The sequence below is a fragment of the Azospirillum sp. VT-I1 genome (assembly GCF_055698305.1).
The window spans coordinates 453,544-470,215 of record NZ_CP168803.1 but is presented as its reverse complement, the minus strand read 5'-3'; the positions used below and the strand labels follow the sequence as shown (position 1 = coordinate 470,215).

Genomic DNA, 16,672 nt, shown 5'->3' with positions numbered 1-16,672 from the left:
GGCGTCAGGGCATATCGGTCACGACAGTCGCCGATGGCGGAACCGCCGTCTCCTTCGCCGGCAGCCGCCGGGTCCGCCGCCGCTCCAGCACCAGCGCCAGCAGGAGAAGCAGGGCGACGCCGCCCAGATTGACCGCCAGCACCATCGCCGCGCCCTTGCCCGCCATCAGCATCGCCGTCCCGGTGATGGACAGCACCACGCCGACGCAGAAGACCGGCAGCGAATGCCGTCCGCAGGCGGTCAGCAGCCTTGCGGGCGCCGAGCGCAGCCATGCCGCATCCCGCGGCACCAGCAGTGCCGCCGCACAGGCGAGCGCCAGGAAATGCAGCAGCCGCATCGGGCCCAGCGTGTCCTTGTCCGCCCAGGGGATCGTCTGTTCCGGCAGCCAGCCATGCAGCCCAGCGGGAACCAGCGCCCGGCCGAGGTCGGAGGCCGCGCCCTTCCACAGCGCCATCCCAACCACCACCGCCAGCGCCGCCGCCAGCAGCCAGGGCGAGCGCGGCAGCGTCACTTTGCCGCTGCGCACCACCAGCGCCAGGCTGGTGCCGAGGAAGAAGACGCACTGCCACGCCAGCGGGCTGAAGTTCCAGCTTCCGTCCCACAGGTTGGGCGGCATCAGCCACGGCGCCGCCTGGGCGAGCAGATAGAGCGCCAGCGACGCCCCCACCGCCGCCATGCCGAAGCGGGCGTAGGACCACAGGAACAGCGGTGCCGCCGCCACCAGCAGGATGTAGAGCGCCAGGATGTCGAGCGCGAAGGGCAGGTACATCAGCACCAGATGCCAGGCCATCGCCACGGCCGGGCTGTCGAACAGCGGCGCGAAGCTCTCCAGCCGGTTCGACGCCTCCATCGGCAGGTCGCCGACATAAACCGCCAGCGCCACCACCAGGGCGCTGACCAGCATGGTGGCGATGTTGGCCGCCCACAGCTGCCGGCAGCGGCCGAGCGCCTTGCGCTGGCAGGCGGCGAACCCGCGCTCCGCCAGCACCGGGCCATAGGCCAGGGCTATGGCGTAACCGGAGATGAAGACGAAGATCTCCGCCGAATCCGATGGACCGAACCGTCCGGGCGTCACCTTCGCCAGCGGGTTTCCGCCCACATGGTTGATGAAGATGATGAGAAGGGCGATGCCCTTGAACAGATCGAGCCGGACGTCACGAGCCTGACGTTGCTGCATGCGGCGGTGCCTCTCCTGCTGTCGCGGGGCTTCCCGCCGGGCGGAACGGGCCGGGCGGGTCTGGCCGCTCACCACTTTCGGCAAGGGCGCACGAATGTCGGCGATGCGGAACCACCACCGGTCCGCAATCGCCGCGGGGGACGTAGCTCACCATGGCCATTTTCCCCGGCCGGGTGTCCAACGCGATGGGGGGATCCTTCCATCGCGGCACGGAAGGGGAAAAGCGTTACGCCCTTCTCATGACGGCTGTGGAAACCAACCCGGAATCGGGCGGCTCCTGCGGACCGGAACCCGCTGCGGACGGCCTTGTTGGGACTGCAGGGCCGTTCCGGCCCGAGCGAGGACCAAGCATGACTGCCGAACCGAGCGATCCGAGCGATCCGCTGCCCCACCCGATGCCGATGTCGGACCTTCGGCGCGGCCCCGGCCGGACCCTGCTGATGGGCGGCTTCGGCCTGGGTTTCGCGCTGGGGGATTCTTCGACGGGATCCTGCTGCACCAGATCCTGCAGTGGCACCATCTGCTCTCCGGCCTCGCCGACCCGGCCTATGCCGACATCGGGGTCCAGATCCTGGCGGACGGGCTGTTCCACGCCCTGATGTACGTGATCGCCGCGGCGGGGCTGTGGCTGCTGTGGCGCGGGCGCCGCGGCCTTGCCGAGGTAGGCGGGCGCCGGCTGATGGGATGGGCGCTGGTCGGCTTCGGGGTCTGGCACATCGTCGACGGGTTGATGTCGCACTGGCTGCTGGGCCTGCACCGCGTCCGCATGGACGTGGACAACATGCTGTTCTGGGACCTGCTGTGGTTCTTCGCCTTCGGCGTCGCCGCGGTGGCCGCCGGCCTGTGGCTGACACGGGGCCGTGCCGGACATGCCGGCGGCGGAGGCATGCGGCGCGCGGCGGCACCGCTGCTGCTGGCGCTGGCGGCCGGCATCGCCGGGGTGGTCGCCGCCCTGCCGCCGCCGGGGGGCACCGCCACGCTGGTGCTGTTCCGCCCCGGCACCGCCCCGGCGGACGCGCTGACCGCCCTGGCCGCCGTGGACGGCCGCACCGTATGGAGCGATCCCAGCGGGCGGCTCTGGGCCATCGACCTGCCGGAGGGCGGCAGCGCGCTCGGCCTCTATCGCCAAGGCGCGCTGCTGGTCAGCAACGGGGTGGTTCCCGCCGGGTGCCTGGACTGGTTCAGGCCGGCATCCCGCCAGTCCGGCTCGGCCGCGCTCTGACCGGTTTGCGGGGAGCGGGCCGCTTGGCAGGCCGCTGCGTCGCCTGCGCGGCCCGTCCGGCCAGCACCGCCTTGCGGACGGTCTGCATCGCCGCCGCCTCGATCTGGCCGATGCGCTGGCGCGACAGGTTGAAGCGCCGGCTGAGTTCGTCGGCGGTCACCGGTTCGTCCAGCAGGCGGCGCGCGATCAGGATCTGACGGTCGCGCTCGGTCAGCTTCTCCAGCCCCAGCGCGATCAGGCGCTTGTGCTGGATGCGCTCCTCGGTCTCCGCCAACGCGGTCTCCTGGTCGGCGCGGTCGTCGGCCAGCAGGTCCTGCCACTCCATCTCGCCCTCCTCGCCCACCGTGGCGTTCAGCGAGCGGTCGGTGACGAGCCGGCGGTTCATCTCCACCACCTCGCGTTCCGGCATGTCCAGCTCGGTGGCGATGGCCGCCGCCGCTTCCGGCGACAGGTCGCCGCTCTCCAGCTCCTTCAGCTTGGCCTTCAGGTGGCGCAGGCCGAAGAACAGGGTGCGGTGGGCGGTGGTGGAGCCGATCTTCACCAGCGACCAGTTCTGCAGGACATGGTCCTGGATCGCCGCGCGAATCCACCAGTGGGCGTAGGTTGAGAAGCGGAAGCCCTTGTCGGGATCGAACTTCCGCGCGGCGCGCATCAGCCCGATGTTGCCCTCCGCCACCAGATCGGCCAGCGGCAGGCCAAAGCGCCGGAAACGCTTGGCGACGCCGACCACCAGACGCAGATGTCCGCCGATCAGCCGGTCCAGCGCCCCGGCATCGTCATGGTCGCGCCAACGGCGGGCAAGTTCCCGCTCCTCCTCGGCGGAGAGGATCTCGTAACGGCGCATATCCTTCAGGAAAAGGGTCAGCGGTTCGGCCGACCGGGTTTCGGGTTGCGGTTGGTTCCTGTTCGGCATGGAAGACTCCCTGCCCCGACCGCCCATCGCTCTGCAAGGCCGCCGCCCGCCCTTCCGGTCAGCCGCAGACCGGACAGGGTTCGGGTCGGTCGGCGTCTGGCCCGGAGCCGGCCGCCGTCGCGCCGAATGCGCGGGGAAGCGTCGCATCGAGGACGCCAAATTCAAGGATGTCGGGGACCACGCTGATGTGGGATCTTATGCATGCGAATCAAGGTCCCCGCGGGTCAATCGTCGCCCATGCTCCCCTCCGTTGCCGGGCGGGCGCGGGCCTCGGCCGGGCGGCGGCGCAGCCGTTCGGTCAGGCGCTGGAAGGCGACGAACAGCACGGGCACGAAGATGATGCCGATCACCGTCGCCGCCACCATGCCGCCGAACACGGTGGTGCCGATCGACCGCCGGCTGGCCCCACCGGCGCCGGTGGCGACCAGCAGCGGAACCGTGCCAAGGATGAAGGCCAGCGCCGTCATCAGCACGGCGCGGAAGCGCTGGCGGGCGCCGGCCACCGCGGCATCGACGATGGACCGGCCGTCGGCCCGCTGTTCCCGCGCGAACTCCACGATCAGGATGGCGTTCTTCGCCGCCAGACCGACCAGCAGGACCAGACCGATCTGCGCATAGATGTCGTTCGGGATCCCGGCAACCCACAGCCCGACGCCGGCCCCCAGCACAGCCACCGCCACCGACAGCAGCACGGCCAGCGGCACCAGCCAGTCCTCGTACTGCGCCACCAGGAACAGGTAGCCGAACAGCAGGGCCAGCCCGAACACGATCAGGCTCTGGTTGCCCACCTGGCTCTCCTGATAGGACAGGCCGGTCCATTCGGTGGCGTAACCCTGCGGCAGGGTGTTCTGCGCCACCGCCTGCATCCCGGTCAGCGCCTGTCCGGTGCTGATCCCGGCGGCCGGCTGGCCGTTGACCGAGGCGGACATGAACTGGTTGTAGCGGGTGATGCTGTCGGGGGCGAGCGTGGTGCGCACCGACACCAGGCTGCGCAGCGGCACCATGTCGCCGGTCTGGCTGCGGACATAGAGCTGGTCGATCTGCTTCACCTGGTCGCGATAGACGGCGGCATCCTGCACCTTCACCTGGAAGACGCGGCCGTACAGGTTGAAGTCGTTGACGTAGCTGGCGCCGAGATGCGCCTGCAGCGTGGTGAAGATGTCGGCCGGCGACACCCCCAGCAGGGAGGCGCGGGTGCGGTCAACGTCCAGATACAGGTGCGGCACCTCCGCGCTGTAGGTGCTGAACACCGCCTGCAGGTTCGGGTCCTGGTTGGCGGCGACCAGCAGGCCGCGCAGCACCGCGCCCAACTCCTGCGGGGTCTGGCCGCCGGTGGCGAGCACGCGCAGGTCGAAACCGCCGGTGGCGCCCAGCCCGGGGATGGAGGGCGGGTTGAAGGCGGTCACCGTCGCCTGCGGCATCGCGCCGAAGCGCGGGCGCAGGCTGCCCAGGATGGCGTCGACGGTCTGGTCGCTCCCCCGCTCCGCCCAGGGCTTCAGCGCCACGATGACCAGCCCGACGTTGGAGCCCTGGCCGCTGAGGATGCTGAAGCCGGAGATGGCGATGACGTCGGCCACACCCGGTTCCTGCCTGATGGTCTCGCTGATGTCGTCCATCACGGTCTGGGTGCGGGTGACCGACGCGGCGCTGGGCAGCTGGACGTTGACGAAGAAGTAACCCTGGTCCTCTGCCGGCAGGAAGCCGGTGGGCAGGGCGCGCAGCAGGGCGAAGGCGCCGGCGGTGATCGCCACGAACAGCACGAGCCCGACCACCAGCCGCCGCCCCAGCCCATGCACCAGCCGGCCATAGCCATCGCGCACCCGGTCCAGCCCGCGGTTGAAGGCCGCCAGCAGACGCCAGGGGGCCGTCGGCGGACGCAGCAGCAGGCCGCACAGCGCCGGGCTGAGCGTCAGCGAATTGATGCCGGAGATGATGAAGGACGCAGCGATGGTGACGGCGAACTGGCGGTAGAGCTGACCGGTGATGCCCGGCAGGAAGGCCACCGGCACGAACACCGCCGCCAGCACCAGGGTGGAGGCGACGATGGCGCCGGTGACCTGCCCCATCGCTTTGGCCGACGCCTCCTTGGCGGACAGTTCGGGATGCTCCTCCATCACGCGGCGGACATTCTCCACCACCACGATGGCGTCGTCGACGACGAGACCGATGGCGAGGATCAGCGCGAACAGCGTGATGGTGTTGGCGCTGTAGCCCAGGACCAGCAGCACGGCGAAGACGCCGACGATCGACACCGGGATCGCCAGGGTCGGGATCAGCGTCGCCCGCCAGTCCTGCAGGAAGACGTAGATGACGGCCACCACCAGCAGGAAGGTGATGCCCAGCGTCAGCACGATCTCCTCGATGGTGGCGGTGACGAAGTTGGTGGTGTTGAAGACGACCGCGTATTCCAGCCCTTCGGGGAAGCGCTGCGACAGGCGCTGCAGCTCCGCCTGGACCGAATTGGCGACGTCCAGCGCGTTGGCGCCCGGCGACTGGTAGACGACCAGCGTCGCCGCCGGCGCGCCGTTCAGCTTGGAGGAGGAGGTGTAGGACTGTGCCCCCAACTCCACCCGCGCCACGTCGCCGACGCGGACGATGCCGCCATTCTCGTTGCTGCGGATGATGATGTTGGCGAATTCCTGCGGGTCGCTCAGCCGGCCGCGGGCGATGATGGTCAGCTGTTGCTGCTGGTCGCCGCCGATGGGCGGGGCGCCGATCTGGCCGGCGGGGGCCTGGACATTCTGCCGCTGGATGGCGCCGACCACGTCCGTCGCGGTGATGCCCAGCGCCGTCATGCGGTCCGGGTTCATCCAGATGCGCATGCTGTAGTCGAGCGCGCCCAGCACCTGCGCCTCGCCGACGCCGGGAACGCGGGCAATGGAATCGCGCAGGTTCAGGCTGGCGTAATTGGAGATGAAGATCGGGTCGAAGGTGCCGCCGGGCGAATAGACGTTCACCGCCATCAGCATGTTGGGCGACTGCCGGCGCACGGTGACGCCCTGGCGCGTCACCTCCGACGGCAGGCTTGCGGTGGCGAGCGACATGCGGTTCTGCACGTTCACCGCGGCGATGTCGGGATCGGTGCCGGGGGCGAAGGTGATGGTCAGCGAATAGCTGCCGGTGTCGGTGCTGGTGGAGGACATGTAGAGCATGCCTTCCACGCCGTTCACCTGCGATTCGATGGGCGCGGCGACGCTGTCGGCCACCACCTGGGCGTTGGCGCCGGGATATGTGGCAGAGACCTGGACGGTCGGCGGGGTGATCGACGGATACTGGGCCACCGGGATGGCGGTCAGCGCCAGGAAGCCGGCGATCACCGTGACGACCGCGATGACGATGGCGAGGTTCGGGCGGCGGATGAAGAGCGCGGAGAACATCGCCTCACTCCTTCGCCGTGCCGGAGCCGGCACCGCTCGCCGGGGCGGCGGCGCCGCTGCCGGCCGTCCCCGCGGCAGACGGCGTGGAAGACGGCGCGGCGCCCGCCTGCGTGCGGTCGGCCATCCGTTCCGCCGGGGTGGGCTGCACCACCATGCCCGGCCGCACCTTCTGCACGCCGCCGACCACCACGGTCTCGCCGGCGGTCAGGCCCTTCTCCACCACCAGCGACTGATCGACCTGCGCCCCGGTTTCCACCGGGCGGCGCTGCACCCGGTTCTGGTCGTCGAGCACCAGCACGTAGCTGCCCTGCTGGTCCTGCTGGACCGAGGCGACGGGCACCACCGGGCGCTGTTCCGGCTGGTCGCGGCGGATCTGCACCGTCACATACTGGCCGGGCAGCAGAAGGCGCTGCGGGTTGGCGAAGGTGGCGCGGATGCTGACGGTGCCGGTCTGCGGATCGACGCGGTTGTTGGCGAACTCGATCTGGCCCTGTTCGGCATAGTCGCTGCCGTCGGGGAGGACCAGCGTCGGCACGTATTTCTCCGCCGCCTGGGCCGGCTGGCGGACCTCGAACCGGCGCTGGAAGGCCAGCATGTCGCGGTCGGCGACCGAGAAGACGACACGGATGGGGTCGAGCTGCACCACCGTCGCCAGCACGCCGGTGGAGGGGTTGACGAGGTTGCCCTGGGTCACCGCCGTGGCGCCGATGCGGCCGTCCACCGGGCTGGCGATGCGGGTGTAGCCGAGATTGATCTCCGCGGTGCGGACCTGCGCCTGGTTCATCATCACATCCGCCTGGGCGGCGTCGCGGTCGGCCAGCGCCTGATCCAGCTGCGCCTGCGAGACGTTGCCGCGCTGCCGCAGCTCGTCGGCGCGGGCATAGGCGCGCTCCGCCTCGCGCAGCTTGGCCTCAGCGCTGGCGAGCTGCGCCTTGGCGCTGTCCAGCGCCGCCTGATAGGGCGCCGGCTCGATCACATAGAGCAGGTCGCCCTCATGGACGTCCTGCCCCTCCTGGAAGGCGACCTGCTCCACGGTGCCTTCGATCCGCGGTCGCGCGTCGAAGGAGCGGATCGCCTCGATCCGGCCGATGAACTCCGTTGCCGGGGCCACGTCGCGGTTCTGCACCGGCGCGGTGGTCACCGCGGGCGGCGGCGCGTTCCCGCCGGCACCCGGCTGCCCCTGCCCCCTCGCGGGTCCGGCGGCGAACAGCCCTGCGAGCATCGCCGCGCAGAGGACGGGAAGGGCGCGGGCGCAGCAGGGATGGGCGGCGGGCATGACGGTCTCCGGCGACGTTTCCGATTGGCCCGTATCCGATCCGGCCATGCGCGAACAACACCCCGGCGGGCGTTCTGCTCCCTGCACATCCGGCTGAAACGTCGCTTTGCCGGGAACATCCCGGCGCCCCGGTCATTGGACTGAACGGAAAGACCCCGGATCCCGCGAGGCCACGCCATGCCGACAGACGCCTTTCCCTTCGTCCCCTACTGCGGCGCGCCGCCGGTGCCGGGGAGGCTGGAAACGGCCTGGAACAGCGACCCATGGCTGCTCGCCGCCTTCGTCCTGGCGGCGGCCGGGCTGGCGGCGGCGACCCGCCGGGCACGGCTTTCGGGCGGCGCTTCCGGCCACCGGCCCTGGTGCCTCGCAGCCGGCTGGCTGGTCCTGGGCATCGCCTTCGTCTCCCCGCTGTGCAATCTGACCTCCGCCCTGTTCTCCGCCCGCGTCGCCCAGCATCTGCTGACCGTGCAGGTCGCGGCCCCGCTGTTCGTGCTCGGCGGGCCGGCCGGGGCGGTGAACTGGCCGGGCTGGCTCCGGACGGCGGTGAGGCCGCTGGAACGGCCGGAGCTGGCCTGGGGCCTGTTCGGCATCACGCTGTGGGTCTGGCACCTGCCGGGTCCCTACATGGCGGCGCTGGCGAACGACGCGGTGCTGTGGTCGATGCACGGCACGCTGCTCGCCGGGGCGGTGGCGGCGTGGCGGAGCGTGCTGGCGCCCGCCGACAACGCCATGCGCCTGCGCGGGCTGCTGGCGGCCTTCGGCACCTCGGTCCATCTGGCGATGCTGGCCGGCCTGCTGATCTTCGCCGGGACGCCGCTGTTCCCCTACCACCTGACCACCACCGCCGCCTGGGGCCTGTCGCCGCTGGCCGACCAGCAGCTCGGCGGGCTCATCATGGGGGTGGTTGGATCGCTGGCCTATGTGGCGCTGGTGCTGGCCGGTGCGGCGCGCTGGCTGCGGCAGAGTGCTGACGACCGCATCGATGACGGCCGGTTCTCCGGCGGAAAGGCCGGGTGAGGGCATGCGGCGCACCCTGACGACCCTCGCCCTGGCGGCGGTGGCGGCCGGCATCGGCGGGCTGCTGTTCGCCTGGTCCGGCCTCTACAGCGTCGCGGCGACCAAGGAGCATTGGACGCCCGTCGAGATGTTCTTCGAGATGGCGATGCGCAGCTCGGTCGAGACGCACGCCGCCTTCGTCGAGGAACCGCCCGACCTGGACGACCCGGCGCTGATCCGCCGCGGCGCCGGCCATTACGAGGACGGCTGCGCCCCCTGCCACGGCGCGCCCGACGCGCCGCGCAACCCGATCTCCCGCCACATGATGCCGGAGCCGCCCTATCTGCCGAACCAGCTGGCGGACTGGAAGCCGCGGGAGCTGTATTGGATCACCCTGAACGGCATCAAGTACGCCGGCATGCCGGCCTGGCCGGCGCAGCAGCGCAAGGACGAACCCTGGGCGGTTACCGCCTTTCTCCTGCGGCTCAAAGGGATGAGCGCGGAAGAATACCGCAGCCTCGCTTTCGGCGGGACCCAGCCGGAAGGGCGTCCCCGCGTGGCCGACCTGACCGGCCCCGTCAGCGGCCCGGAAACCGGCCGGCTGGGCGAGACCCTGCAGGACTGCGCCCGCTGTCACGGCCGGGACGGCAACGGCGGCGCCGACGGCGCCTTCCCGCGGCTGGCCGGGCAGTCGGCGGATTACCTGTACGAGACCTTGCGCGCCTATGCCGAGGGCAACCGCTTCAGCGGCATCATGCAGCCGGTCGCCGCCGGCCTGGACGACGAGGCCATTCGCGCCCTGGCCGACCATTACGCCGCCCAGAAGCCTGCAATGCCAAGCTTCGCAGCCGCGGAGCCCGCCCCTGAGCTGCTGGAGCTGGGCCGGCGCATCGCGGAGGCCGGCGATCCCGGGCGCGGCGTCGCCGCCTGTGCGGGCTGCCATGAAAGGGGGACGACAGCCGCCATGCCCGCGACCCGCGCTATCCCACGCTGGACGGCCTGCATGCCTCCTACATCGCCGGCCAGCTGCGGCTGTGGCGCGACGAGGCGCGCGGCAACACGGCGCTGTCCCGCATCATGGAGGCGGCGGTCCGCCGACTGACCGACGAACAGATCGACGCCGTCGCCGAGTATTACTCCCGCCGCGCCCACGGTGACGCCATGGTGAAGGGCGATGACGGAAAATCCTGAGACGACGCCAGGGAACAAGAAGGCCCGCTGCTGATTGTTCATCACATGACCCAGCTGTCGCTTGCCGTGCGGCAGGACAGTACAGGCCGCACCGGGCGGCGGGTCGCCAACATCGAAGCGTAATCGAGAAGGATGGCAACCATGCTTGGGAATTCGAAGAGGATTTCGAAGATCGTCATGACCGCCACGGCCGCCGGCGCCCTGTTCGCGCTCAGCGCCTGCGGCAGCACGGAGACCTCGCGGACGGCCACCGGTGCCGGCAGCGGTGCCGTGGCCGGTGCCGTCGTCGGCGGCCCGGTCGGTGCGGTGGTCGGCGGCGTCGGCGGCGCCGTGGCCGGCAACAGCATGGACGAAAGCCTGAGCAAGAAGACCGACCGCGTGACCGACCGCGCGACCGCGGAGGTCCGGGAAGAGACGTCGGGCAGCGGCTCCAACCGCAACTCGGCCCGCCGCTCCGGCAACATGACCTCCAGCAACCTCAGCAGCGAGCAGGTGCGCGAAATCCAGCAGGCGCTGAACGACCGCACCGACGGCCGCGACGTCGCCGTGGACGGCGTCTGGGGCGCCAACACCCGCCGCGCCCTGATGCAGTTCCAGCGCGAGAACGGCCTGCGCGCCACCGGCCGCGCCGACGAGCAGACCATGGCCGCGCTGAACCTGAGCGGCACCTCCGGCACCACCAACAACACCGGCACCGCCGGCAGCACGGGCACGACCGGCAATACGGGCACCGGCACGACGGGCACCACCGGCACCGTGCCGAGCGACACCCCGCAAAACCAGAGCACCCCGCAGGGCTCGATGGGCCAGACCGGCACCCAGCAGTAATCTGGGCAGTAATCCGGCTCTCCGGAAACCGCATCGCCGGTTTCGGGTCATCCGCGGCGGCCACTCCGGCCGCCGCCGGTGCCTCGGAACCGGCGAAGTGCTTTAGGGGGTAGCGTCACCCGCAGGCCGGCACCAGCAGCGCCGGCAGGCCGACCCACAGGATGGCGACCAGGGCCGAGCCCGCCCCGGCAACCACGAACCAGCGGGCGAAACGGCGCGGATCGGCGGAGGCGACATGGCCGGCCGGCCCGGCCCCACGCAGCGCCAGCGCCAGCAGGACCGCGACCCAGCCCATCGCGAGCACCGTCGCGACGGCGACCAGCGCCGCCGACATCGGATAGCCGAACAGCATCGCCCCCTCCGGCGCCCGCGCGCAGACCGCGCCGTTGATGGCATAGACCAGACCGAAATGCCCGGCCCAGATCAGGAAGGGCGCCAGCATGGCGCCGAAGGTGACGGGAAAGCTGCGGCCCGACATGACGCCCCCTCTCAGATCGCCAGACGGGGGAACAGGTGCAGCAGCAGAAGGGCGGTCGCCCCCTGCGCCGCGCTGTACCAGCCCATCAGCATGGTGTTGTCGAAGGTCACCCGCCGCTCCGCATGCAGGAGGCCGGCGGCCGAGCGGGCCAGCGTGTAGCCCAGCATCAGCGTCATCACCGCCACATGGAAGCCCTGCCACGCCACCAGCATGTAGGTGATGGCGCCATAGGCGCTGGCCGCACCGACGAGGCCGGTGCCGATCTGGGCGTTGGCGTCCAGCAGGATGCCGCCGACCATCGCCGCCCAGGCGACGATCAGGCCGATGCGGACGCGGCCATGGCGGTTATGGTCGACGGACTTGCGCGCCCAGCCGATGGCGAGCGCCGACAGCCCCCACAGCGCCAGCCCGCCGGCCAGCCAGGGCAGACCCGGCAGCCGGTCTCCGCCCGTGGGCCAGACATCGGGGCTGACCGTCCACAGGAACAGGTAGGTGAAGATCAGGCAGGCGAAGGCGGTGCCGTCCACCAGCAGCAGGACCACCATGCCCCACCAGGAATGGTTCTTCGGCCCCTGGATGTAGACCGGCACGCGCCAGCCGCCGCCGACATCCTGCGGCGGATGGTCGGCACCGGTGTCGAGGCCCCACAGCCACCAGATCACCATGGCGATGGCCAGCACCGCCGGGACCAGCGACGGATAATACCACTGCACGGTCAGGCACAGGAAATGCGCCGCGGTGAACAGCCCGGCCAGGAACGGCCCCCAATGCGGCCCCGGCAGCGGCATCAGGTATTGCGGCTTGGCCTCGATCGGGCTGGTGACGATGGTCTCGCGCCGGCCGGTCGGGGCGCCGGGCAGAAAATGCGCGCCCTCGCGCACCTCGCGCGGCAGGTCCGGCTTGTCCCACAGGGGATAGAGGCTGGTGACGTGCGGGATGCTGCGGGTGGCGTAAAGCTCGTTCGGCAGCCATTCCAGCGTGCCGGCGTTCCACGGGTTGTCGGACGCCTTCCGCCCGCCGCCGAAGGCGCTGCGCGCCATGTCGATCAGCACCAGCAGCACGCCGAAGGCCAGCACGAAGGCACCGACCGTCGAGATCATGTTCAGCAGGTTCCAGCCGAGGTCGCCGGGATAGGTGTAGACCCGGCGCGGCATGCCCAGCAGACCGCTGATGTGCATGGGGAAGAAGGCGACGTTGAAGCCGATGAACATCATCCAGAAGGCCCAGCGCCCCAGCCGCTCCGACAACAGGCGGCCGTTCAGCGTCGGCCACCAGTGGTACAGCCCGGCGAAGACGGGGAACACCATGCCGCCGATCAGCACGTAATGCAGGTGCGCGACGATGAAGTAGCTGTCATGGGCCTGCCAGTCGAAGGGCACGACCGCCACCATCACGCCGGTCAGCCCGCCCAGCACGAAGATGAACAGGAAGCCGAACAGGAAATGGGTGGCGACGGTCCATTGCACCTCCCCGCCCCCAGCGTGGCGATCCAGGCGAACACCTGGATGCCGCTGGGCACCGCCACCGCCATGCTGGCGGCGGAAAAGAAGCTGAGCGACAGCGACGGGATGCCGGTGGCGAACATGTGGTGGACCCACAGCCCGAAGCTGAAGAATCCGGTGCCGACCAGCGCCAGAACCACCCAGTCATGCCCCACCAGCGGCCGGCGGGCCAGCGCCGGCACCATCATCGACACCAGACCGGCCGCCGGCAGGAAGATGATGTAGACCTCCGGATGGCCGAAGAACCAGAACAGATGCTGCCACAGCAGCGGGTCGCCGCCCCTCTCGGCGATGAAGAAGGGCCAGTGGAAGGCGCGCTCGATCTCCAGCAGGGCGGTGGCGACGATGACGGCGGGAAAGGCGAAGATGATCATCCCAGCCATGACGAGCATCGACCAGGCATAGATCGGCAGCTTGTCCAGCGTCATGCCGGGCGGGCGGGTGCGCAGGATGCCGACGACGATCTCAATGGCGCCGGCGATGGCCGAGATCTCGATGAAGCCGATGCCGAGCAGCCAGAAATCGGCATTGATGCCGGGTGAATGCTCGTAGCTGGTCAGCGGCGGGTACATGAACCAGCCGCCGTCGGGTGCGGCGTCGAAGATCAGCGAGCAGAAGAAGGAGATTCCGCCGAAGAAATAGGCCCAGAAGGCGAAGGCCGACAGCCGCGGAAAGGGCAGGTCGCGCGCCGCCAGCATGGAGGGAAGCAGGAAGACGCCGATGGCCTCGACGATGGGCACGGCGAACAGGAACATCATCCCGGTGCCGTGGACGGTGAAGAACTGGTTGTAGGTGCCGTGGTCGAGCAGGTCGTTTCCGGGAACGGCCAGTTGCAGCCGCATCACCAGCGCCAGCACCCCGGCGATCAGGAAGAACAGCAGCGCGGTGCCGATGTACCAGACGCCGACCTTGGTGTTGTTCACCGCCGTCAGGCGCGCGATCCCGGCCGGCAGCCGCCAGACGCGGCGCAGCACCTCCTCCTCCCCCGCCGGCCGGGGGTCGGGCTGGGAGTCGGCCCGCCGCCGGGGAACTCGTCGCGGGGCTCGTCGGTGCGCAGGGTCATTTCAGGCTCTCCAGCCAGGCGGCCATGGCGTGCAGGGTCTCGCCGTCGGTCACGTCGAAGGACGGCATGCGGTTCTCGGGCTTGATGTGCTGGGCGCCGGCGATCCAGGCGGCGATGCTCTCCACCCGCACCGGCAGCGTCCCGGCGGCGAGCGAGGCGCGCGCGCCGATGCGGCTGAGGTCCGGCCCGGCCAGCCCGGCCGCCTCGGTGCCGCGCACCGCGTGGCAGGACTGGCAGCCGAGCGCGAAGAAGGCGTCCCGCCCGCGCGCCAGTTCGGGCGTCGCCGGCTCCGGCACCGGACGGCGCTGCGCCGCCATCCAGGCGTCGAACTCGTCGGCCGGCAACACCCGGACGTCGAAGGCCATCAGGGCGTGCTGCGCCCCGCAATATTCGGCGCATTGGCCGCGGTAGAGCCCCGGCCGCTGCGCCACCAGCGGCAGGCGGTTCACATGGCCGGGGATCATGTCGATCTTGCCGGCGAGGCTGGGAACCCAGAAGCTGTGGATGACGTCGGCGCTGGCGACCCGCAGCTCCACCGGCCGGCCAGCCGGCAGCACGATCTCGTTGGCGGCGCGCAGCGGCTCCTGCCCCGGCACGAGGTAGCGGACGTCCCACCACCACATCAGCCCGGTGACCTCCACCACGAAGGCCGGTTCCGGCGCCAGCGTCGCCAGACGGCGTGCCAGCGCGAATTCATGAATCTGAAGCGCGGTCAGCGTGACGACCGGGAACAGGATGCCGCCGCCGATCACCCAGGCGCGGCGGCCGGGAAAGCGTTCCGGCCGGACGAAGGCGGCGTAGAGCGCCAGCGCCATCACGACCACGAAGATTACGGCCCCGCCGATGAACAGAATCCAGCTGGTGACCAGGATTTCCTGTGCGCTGACGCCGGCCGCGTCCAGCGCCGACTGCCGTCCCTCGCACCCGGCAAGCGCCAGGACCGCTGCCGGCAGGGGCGGCCGCAGAGAATGTCTCGCCGTTCGCCGGCCCGGCCAGTCCATGCCCCCTCCTCCCGTCAACGGGGAGGCTCATCGCCCCGCGCCCCATTTCCCCACCCATGGTCCCACCAGGGTCAACACAGCAGAGGCTCGGCGGTTTCCTCGGTACCCTCATCTTCCTTCGCACGGCGCGGAAACCTGTGCGTGGCCGTGAGCGTTCACACTGGAATGCGGGCCGCGACGACCCTGCGGCCGGGTTGGGGAGACGATGGATGACCGCCGATACCGGCCCGTACGAAGCCGCCAGACCGGATGCCGCCAAACCGGACAGGCCCGTCTATGAGGACAACCGGTCCTTCCTGGTCGGGCTGGCGCGCGCCTTCGCCGGGGCGCTGATCTTCTCGCTGCCGATGCTGATGACGATGGAGATGTGGTGGATCGGCTTCACCATGTCGCCCTGGCGGCTGGTGCTGCTGCTGGTCCTGCTGATCCCGCTGCTGATCGGGCTGTCGGTGGTCAGCGGCTTCAAGTCCAACGCCAGCCTGCGCGACGACATCGCCGACGCCTTCGTCGCCATCGCGGTGGCGGTGGTGATGTCGGCCGTCATCCTCGGCATCTTCAAGGTGCTGTCCTTCGACATGCCCGCACGCGAGTTGATCGGCAAGATCGCGCTGCAGAGCTTCCCCGCCGCCATCGGCGCCATGCTGGCCCGCGACCAGCTGGGCGAGAAGACGGCAGAGAGCATGCAGCGCCAGGACTCCATGACCTACGGGCAGGAGCTGTTCCTGATGGGGGTCGGCGCGCTCTTCCTCGGCCTCAACGTCGCCCCGACGGAGGAGATGGTCCTGCTGTCCTACATGATGGACCCGTGGCGGGAGATCGCGCTCATGCTGCTGTCGCTGATGCTGATGCACGCCTTCGTCTATGCGGTGGAGCTGCCCGGCGGGTCGAAGCCGCCCGGCGGCGTCGGGTTCTGGAGCCTGTTCCTGCGCTTCACCGTCGTCGGCTACGTCATCGTGCTGGCGATCTGCCTTTACCTGCTGTGGACCTTCGGCCGGACCGACGGCACCGGGCTGGCGGAGATCATCAGCGCCACCGTCGTCCTGGGCTTTCCCTGCGCCATCGGCGCGGCGGCCGCCCGCCTGATCCTGTGACCGGAAGGGAGGACACCCCGATGACCACGAAAGGCGGCCCGGCACCCCGGCGGACCGACGCGGCGACGGAGCGCACCCGGCCTACGCCCCGGCCCGCCGACCGGGAAAGGGCCAGGACGGATGCCGAACGGGCGCCGCCGACCTCCCCCTGGAATGGGTGGCGGCGGGCATCGGCGCCCTGCTGATCGCCGCCATGATCGTCTACATGGTGCAGTACGGCCTTCGGGAGCACGGCGAGGTGCCCGGCAGGATCGACATCGCCGTGGTGGAGACCCAGGTCAGCGGCCATGGCCACACGGTGCGCTTCAAGATCGTCAACCGCACAACCGCCACCGCGGCCACCCTGCGCGTGCGCGGGGAGCTGCGGTCCGGCGACCGCGTGGTCGAGGCGGCGGAGGCCGAGTTCGACTATCTCCCGCCCTACTCCGAACGCTTCGGCGGCCTGGTCTTCCAGCAGGACCCCGCCCGCTTCGACCTGCGCATCGCCCCGACCGGCTACAGCGAGCCGTAGCGACCCCCGGATCGGCAGCATCGACCCAGCCATGTCCGTCCGAATG

General features: G+C 70.4%; 14 protein-coding genes and 1 pseudogene. 7 read left to right on the top strand and 8 right to left on the bottom strand.

Annotation, left to right across the window (positions count from 1 at the left end; translation table 11 throughout):
- Positions 1–4 precede the first annotated feature (4 nt).
- Positions 5–1,177 (bottom strand): OpgC family protein, encoded by a 1,173-nt coding sequence (locus AB8P05_RS20695; RefSeq protein WP_472760162.1) that lies wholly within the window; start codon positions 1,175–1,177, stop codon positions 5–7.
- Here AB8P05_RS20695 and AB8P05_RS20690 point away from each other — a divergent pair.
- The gene (locus AB8P05_RS20690) at positions 1,176–2,399 is read left to right on the top strand and encodes a DUF2243 domain-containing protein (protein WP_472760161.1); all 1,224 of its coding nucleotides are present in this window, start codon (positions 1,176–1,178) and stop codon (positions 2,397–2,399) included. The two genes, AB8P05_RS20695 and AB8P05_RS20690, sit on opposite strands and share 2 nt — an antisense overlap.
- Here the strand turns inward: AB8P05_RS20690 and AB8P05_RS20685 are convergent.
- From AB8P05_RS20685 to AB8P05_RS20675, 3 genes are all read right to left on the bottom strand, one after another.
- Complete coding sequence (locus AB8P05_RS20685) at positions 2,359–3,312, bottom strand: RNA polymerase factor sigma-32 (RefSeq protein ID WP_472760160.1); 954 nt, start codon at positions 3,310–3,312, stop codon at positions 2,359–2,361. The genes AB8P05_RS20690 and AB8P05_RS20685 overlap by 41 nt on opposite strands.
- A gap of 224 nt (positions 3,313–3,536) precedes the next feature.
- A complete protein-coding gene (locus AB8P05_RS20680; RefSeq protein WP_472760159.1) occupies positions 3,537–6,689 on the bottom strand; it encodes an efflux RND transporter permease subunit in 3,153 nt (1,050 codons plus the stop codon).
- 4 nt (positions 6,690–6,693) lie between these two features.
- Complete coding sequence (locus tag AB8P05_RS20675) at positions 6,694–7,965, bottom strand: efflux RND transporter periplasmic adaptor subunit (RefSeq protein WP_472760158.1); 1,272 nt, start codon at positions 7,963–7,965, stop codon at positions 6,694–6,696.
- A 177-nt stretch (positions 7,966–8,142) separates the two neighbouring features.
- Between AB8P05_RS20675 and AB8P05_RS20670 the strand changes: the two genes are divergently transcribed.
- The 3 genes from AB8P05_RS20670 to AB8P05_RS20660 are packed head-to-tail and all read left to right on the top strand — an operon-like array spanning position 8,143 to position 10,152.
- Positions 8,143–8,982, top strand: coding sequence for a cytochrome c oxidase assembly protein (locus tag AB8P05_RS20670; protein ID WP_472760157.1), 840 nt, complete (start codon positions 8,143–8,145; stop codon positions 8,980–8,982).
- Positions 8,983–8,986: 4 nt separating this feature from the next.
- On the top strand, positions 8,987–10,063 hold the full coding sequence (locus AB8P05_RS20665; protein ID WP_472760156.1) for a c-type cytochrome: 1,077 nt from the start codon (positions 8,987–8,989) through the stop codon (positions 10,061–10,063).
- A complete protein-coding gene (locus AB8P05_RS20660) occupies positions 10,039–10,152 on the top strand; it encodes a c-type cytochrome (protein ID WP_472760155.1) in 114 nt (37 codons plus the stop codon). Before AB8P05_RS20665 ends, AB8P05_RS20660 begins: the two co-directional genes overlap by 25 nt.
- Positions 10,153–10,193: 41 nt before the next feature.
- Here AB8P05_RS20660 and AB8P05_RS20655 read toward each other — a convergent pair whose 3' ends face one another.
- The gene (locus AB8P05_RS20655; RefSeq protein WP_462620105.1) at positions 10,194–10,331 is read right to left on the bottom strand and encodes a hypothetical protein; all 138 of its coding nucleotides are present in this window, start codon (positions 10,329–10,331) and stop codon (positions 10,194–10,196) included.
- On the opposite strand from AB8P05_RS20655, the gene AB8P05_RS20650 reads away from it, so the two are divergent.
- Complete coding sequence (locus AB8P05_RS20650; RefSeq protein WP_472760154.1) at positions 10,330–10,980, top strand: peptidoglycan-binding domain-containing protein; 651 nt, start codon at positions 10,330–10,332, stop codon at positions 10,978–10,980. The two genes, AB8P05_RS20655 and AB8P05_RS20650, sit on opposite strands and share 2 nt — an antisense overlap.
- Positions 10,981–11,095: 115 nt before the next feature.
- Here AB8P05_RS20650 and AB8P05_RS20645 read toward each other — a convergent pair whose 3' ends face one another.
- From AB8P05_RS20645 to coxB, 3 genes and pseudogenes are all read right to left on the bottom strand, one after another.
- A complete protein-coding gene (locus tag AB8P05_RS20645) occupies positions 11,096–11,458 on the bottom strand; it encodes a hypothetical protein (protein ID WP_472760153.1) in 363 nt (120 codons plus the stop codon).
- Between the two features lie 11 nt (positions 11,459–11,469).
- A pseudogene (ctaD, locus tag AB8P05_RS20640) lies at positions 11,470–13,934 on the bottom strand (cytochrome c oxidase subunit I).
- An 85-nt stretch (positions 13,935–14,019) separates the two neighbouring features.
- A complete protein-coding gene (coxB, locus tag AB8P05_RS20635; RefSeq protein ID WP_472760152.1) occupies positions 14,020–15,024 on the bottom strand; it encodes a cytochrome c oxidase subunit II in 1,005 nt (334 codons plus the stop codon).
- A 209-nt stretch (positions 15,025–15,233) separates the two neighbouring features.
- Here coxB and AB8P05_RS20630 point away from each other — a divergent pair, with 209 nt between their 5' ends.
- Both AB8P05_RS20630 and AB8P05_RS20625 read left to right on the top strand, forming a co-directional pair.
- Positions 15,234–16,115 (top strand): TIGR02587 family membrane protein, encoded by an 882-nt coding sequence (locus AB8P05_RS20630; protein ID WP_472760151.1) that lies wholly within the window; start codon positions 15,234–15,236, stop codon positions 16,113–16,115.
- Positions 16,116–16,272: 157 nt separating this feature from the next.
- A complete protein-coding gene (locus AB8P05_RS20625) occupies positions 16,273–16,626 on the top strand; it encodes a TIGR02588 family protein (RefSeq protein ID WP_472760150.1) in 354 nt (117 codons plus the stop codon).
- The last annotated feature ends 46 nt before the right edge of the window (positions 16,627–16,672 follow it).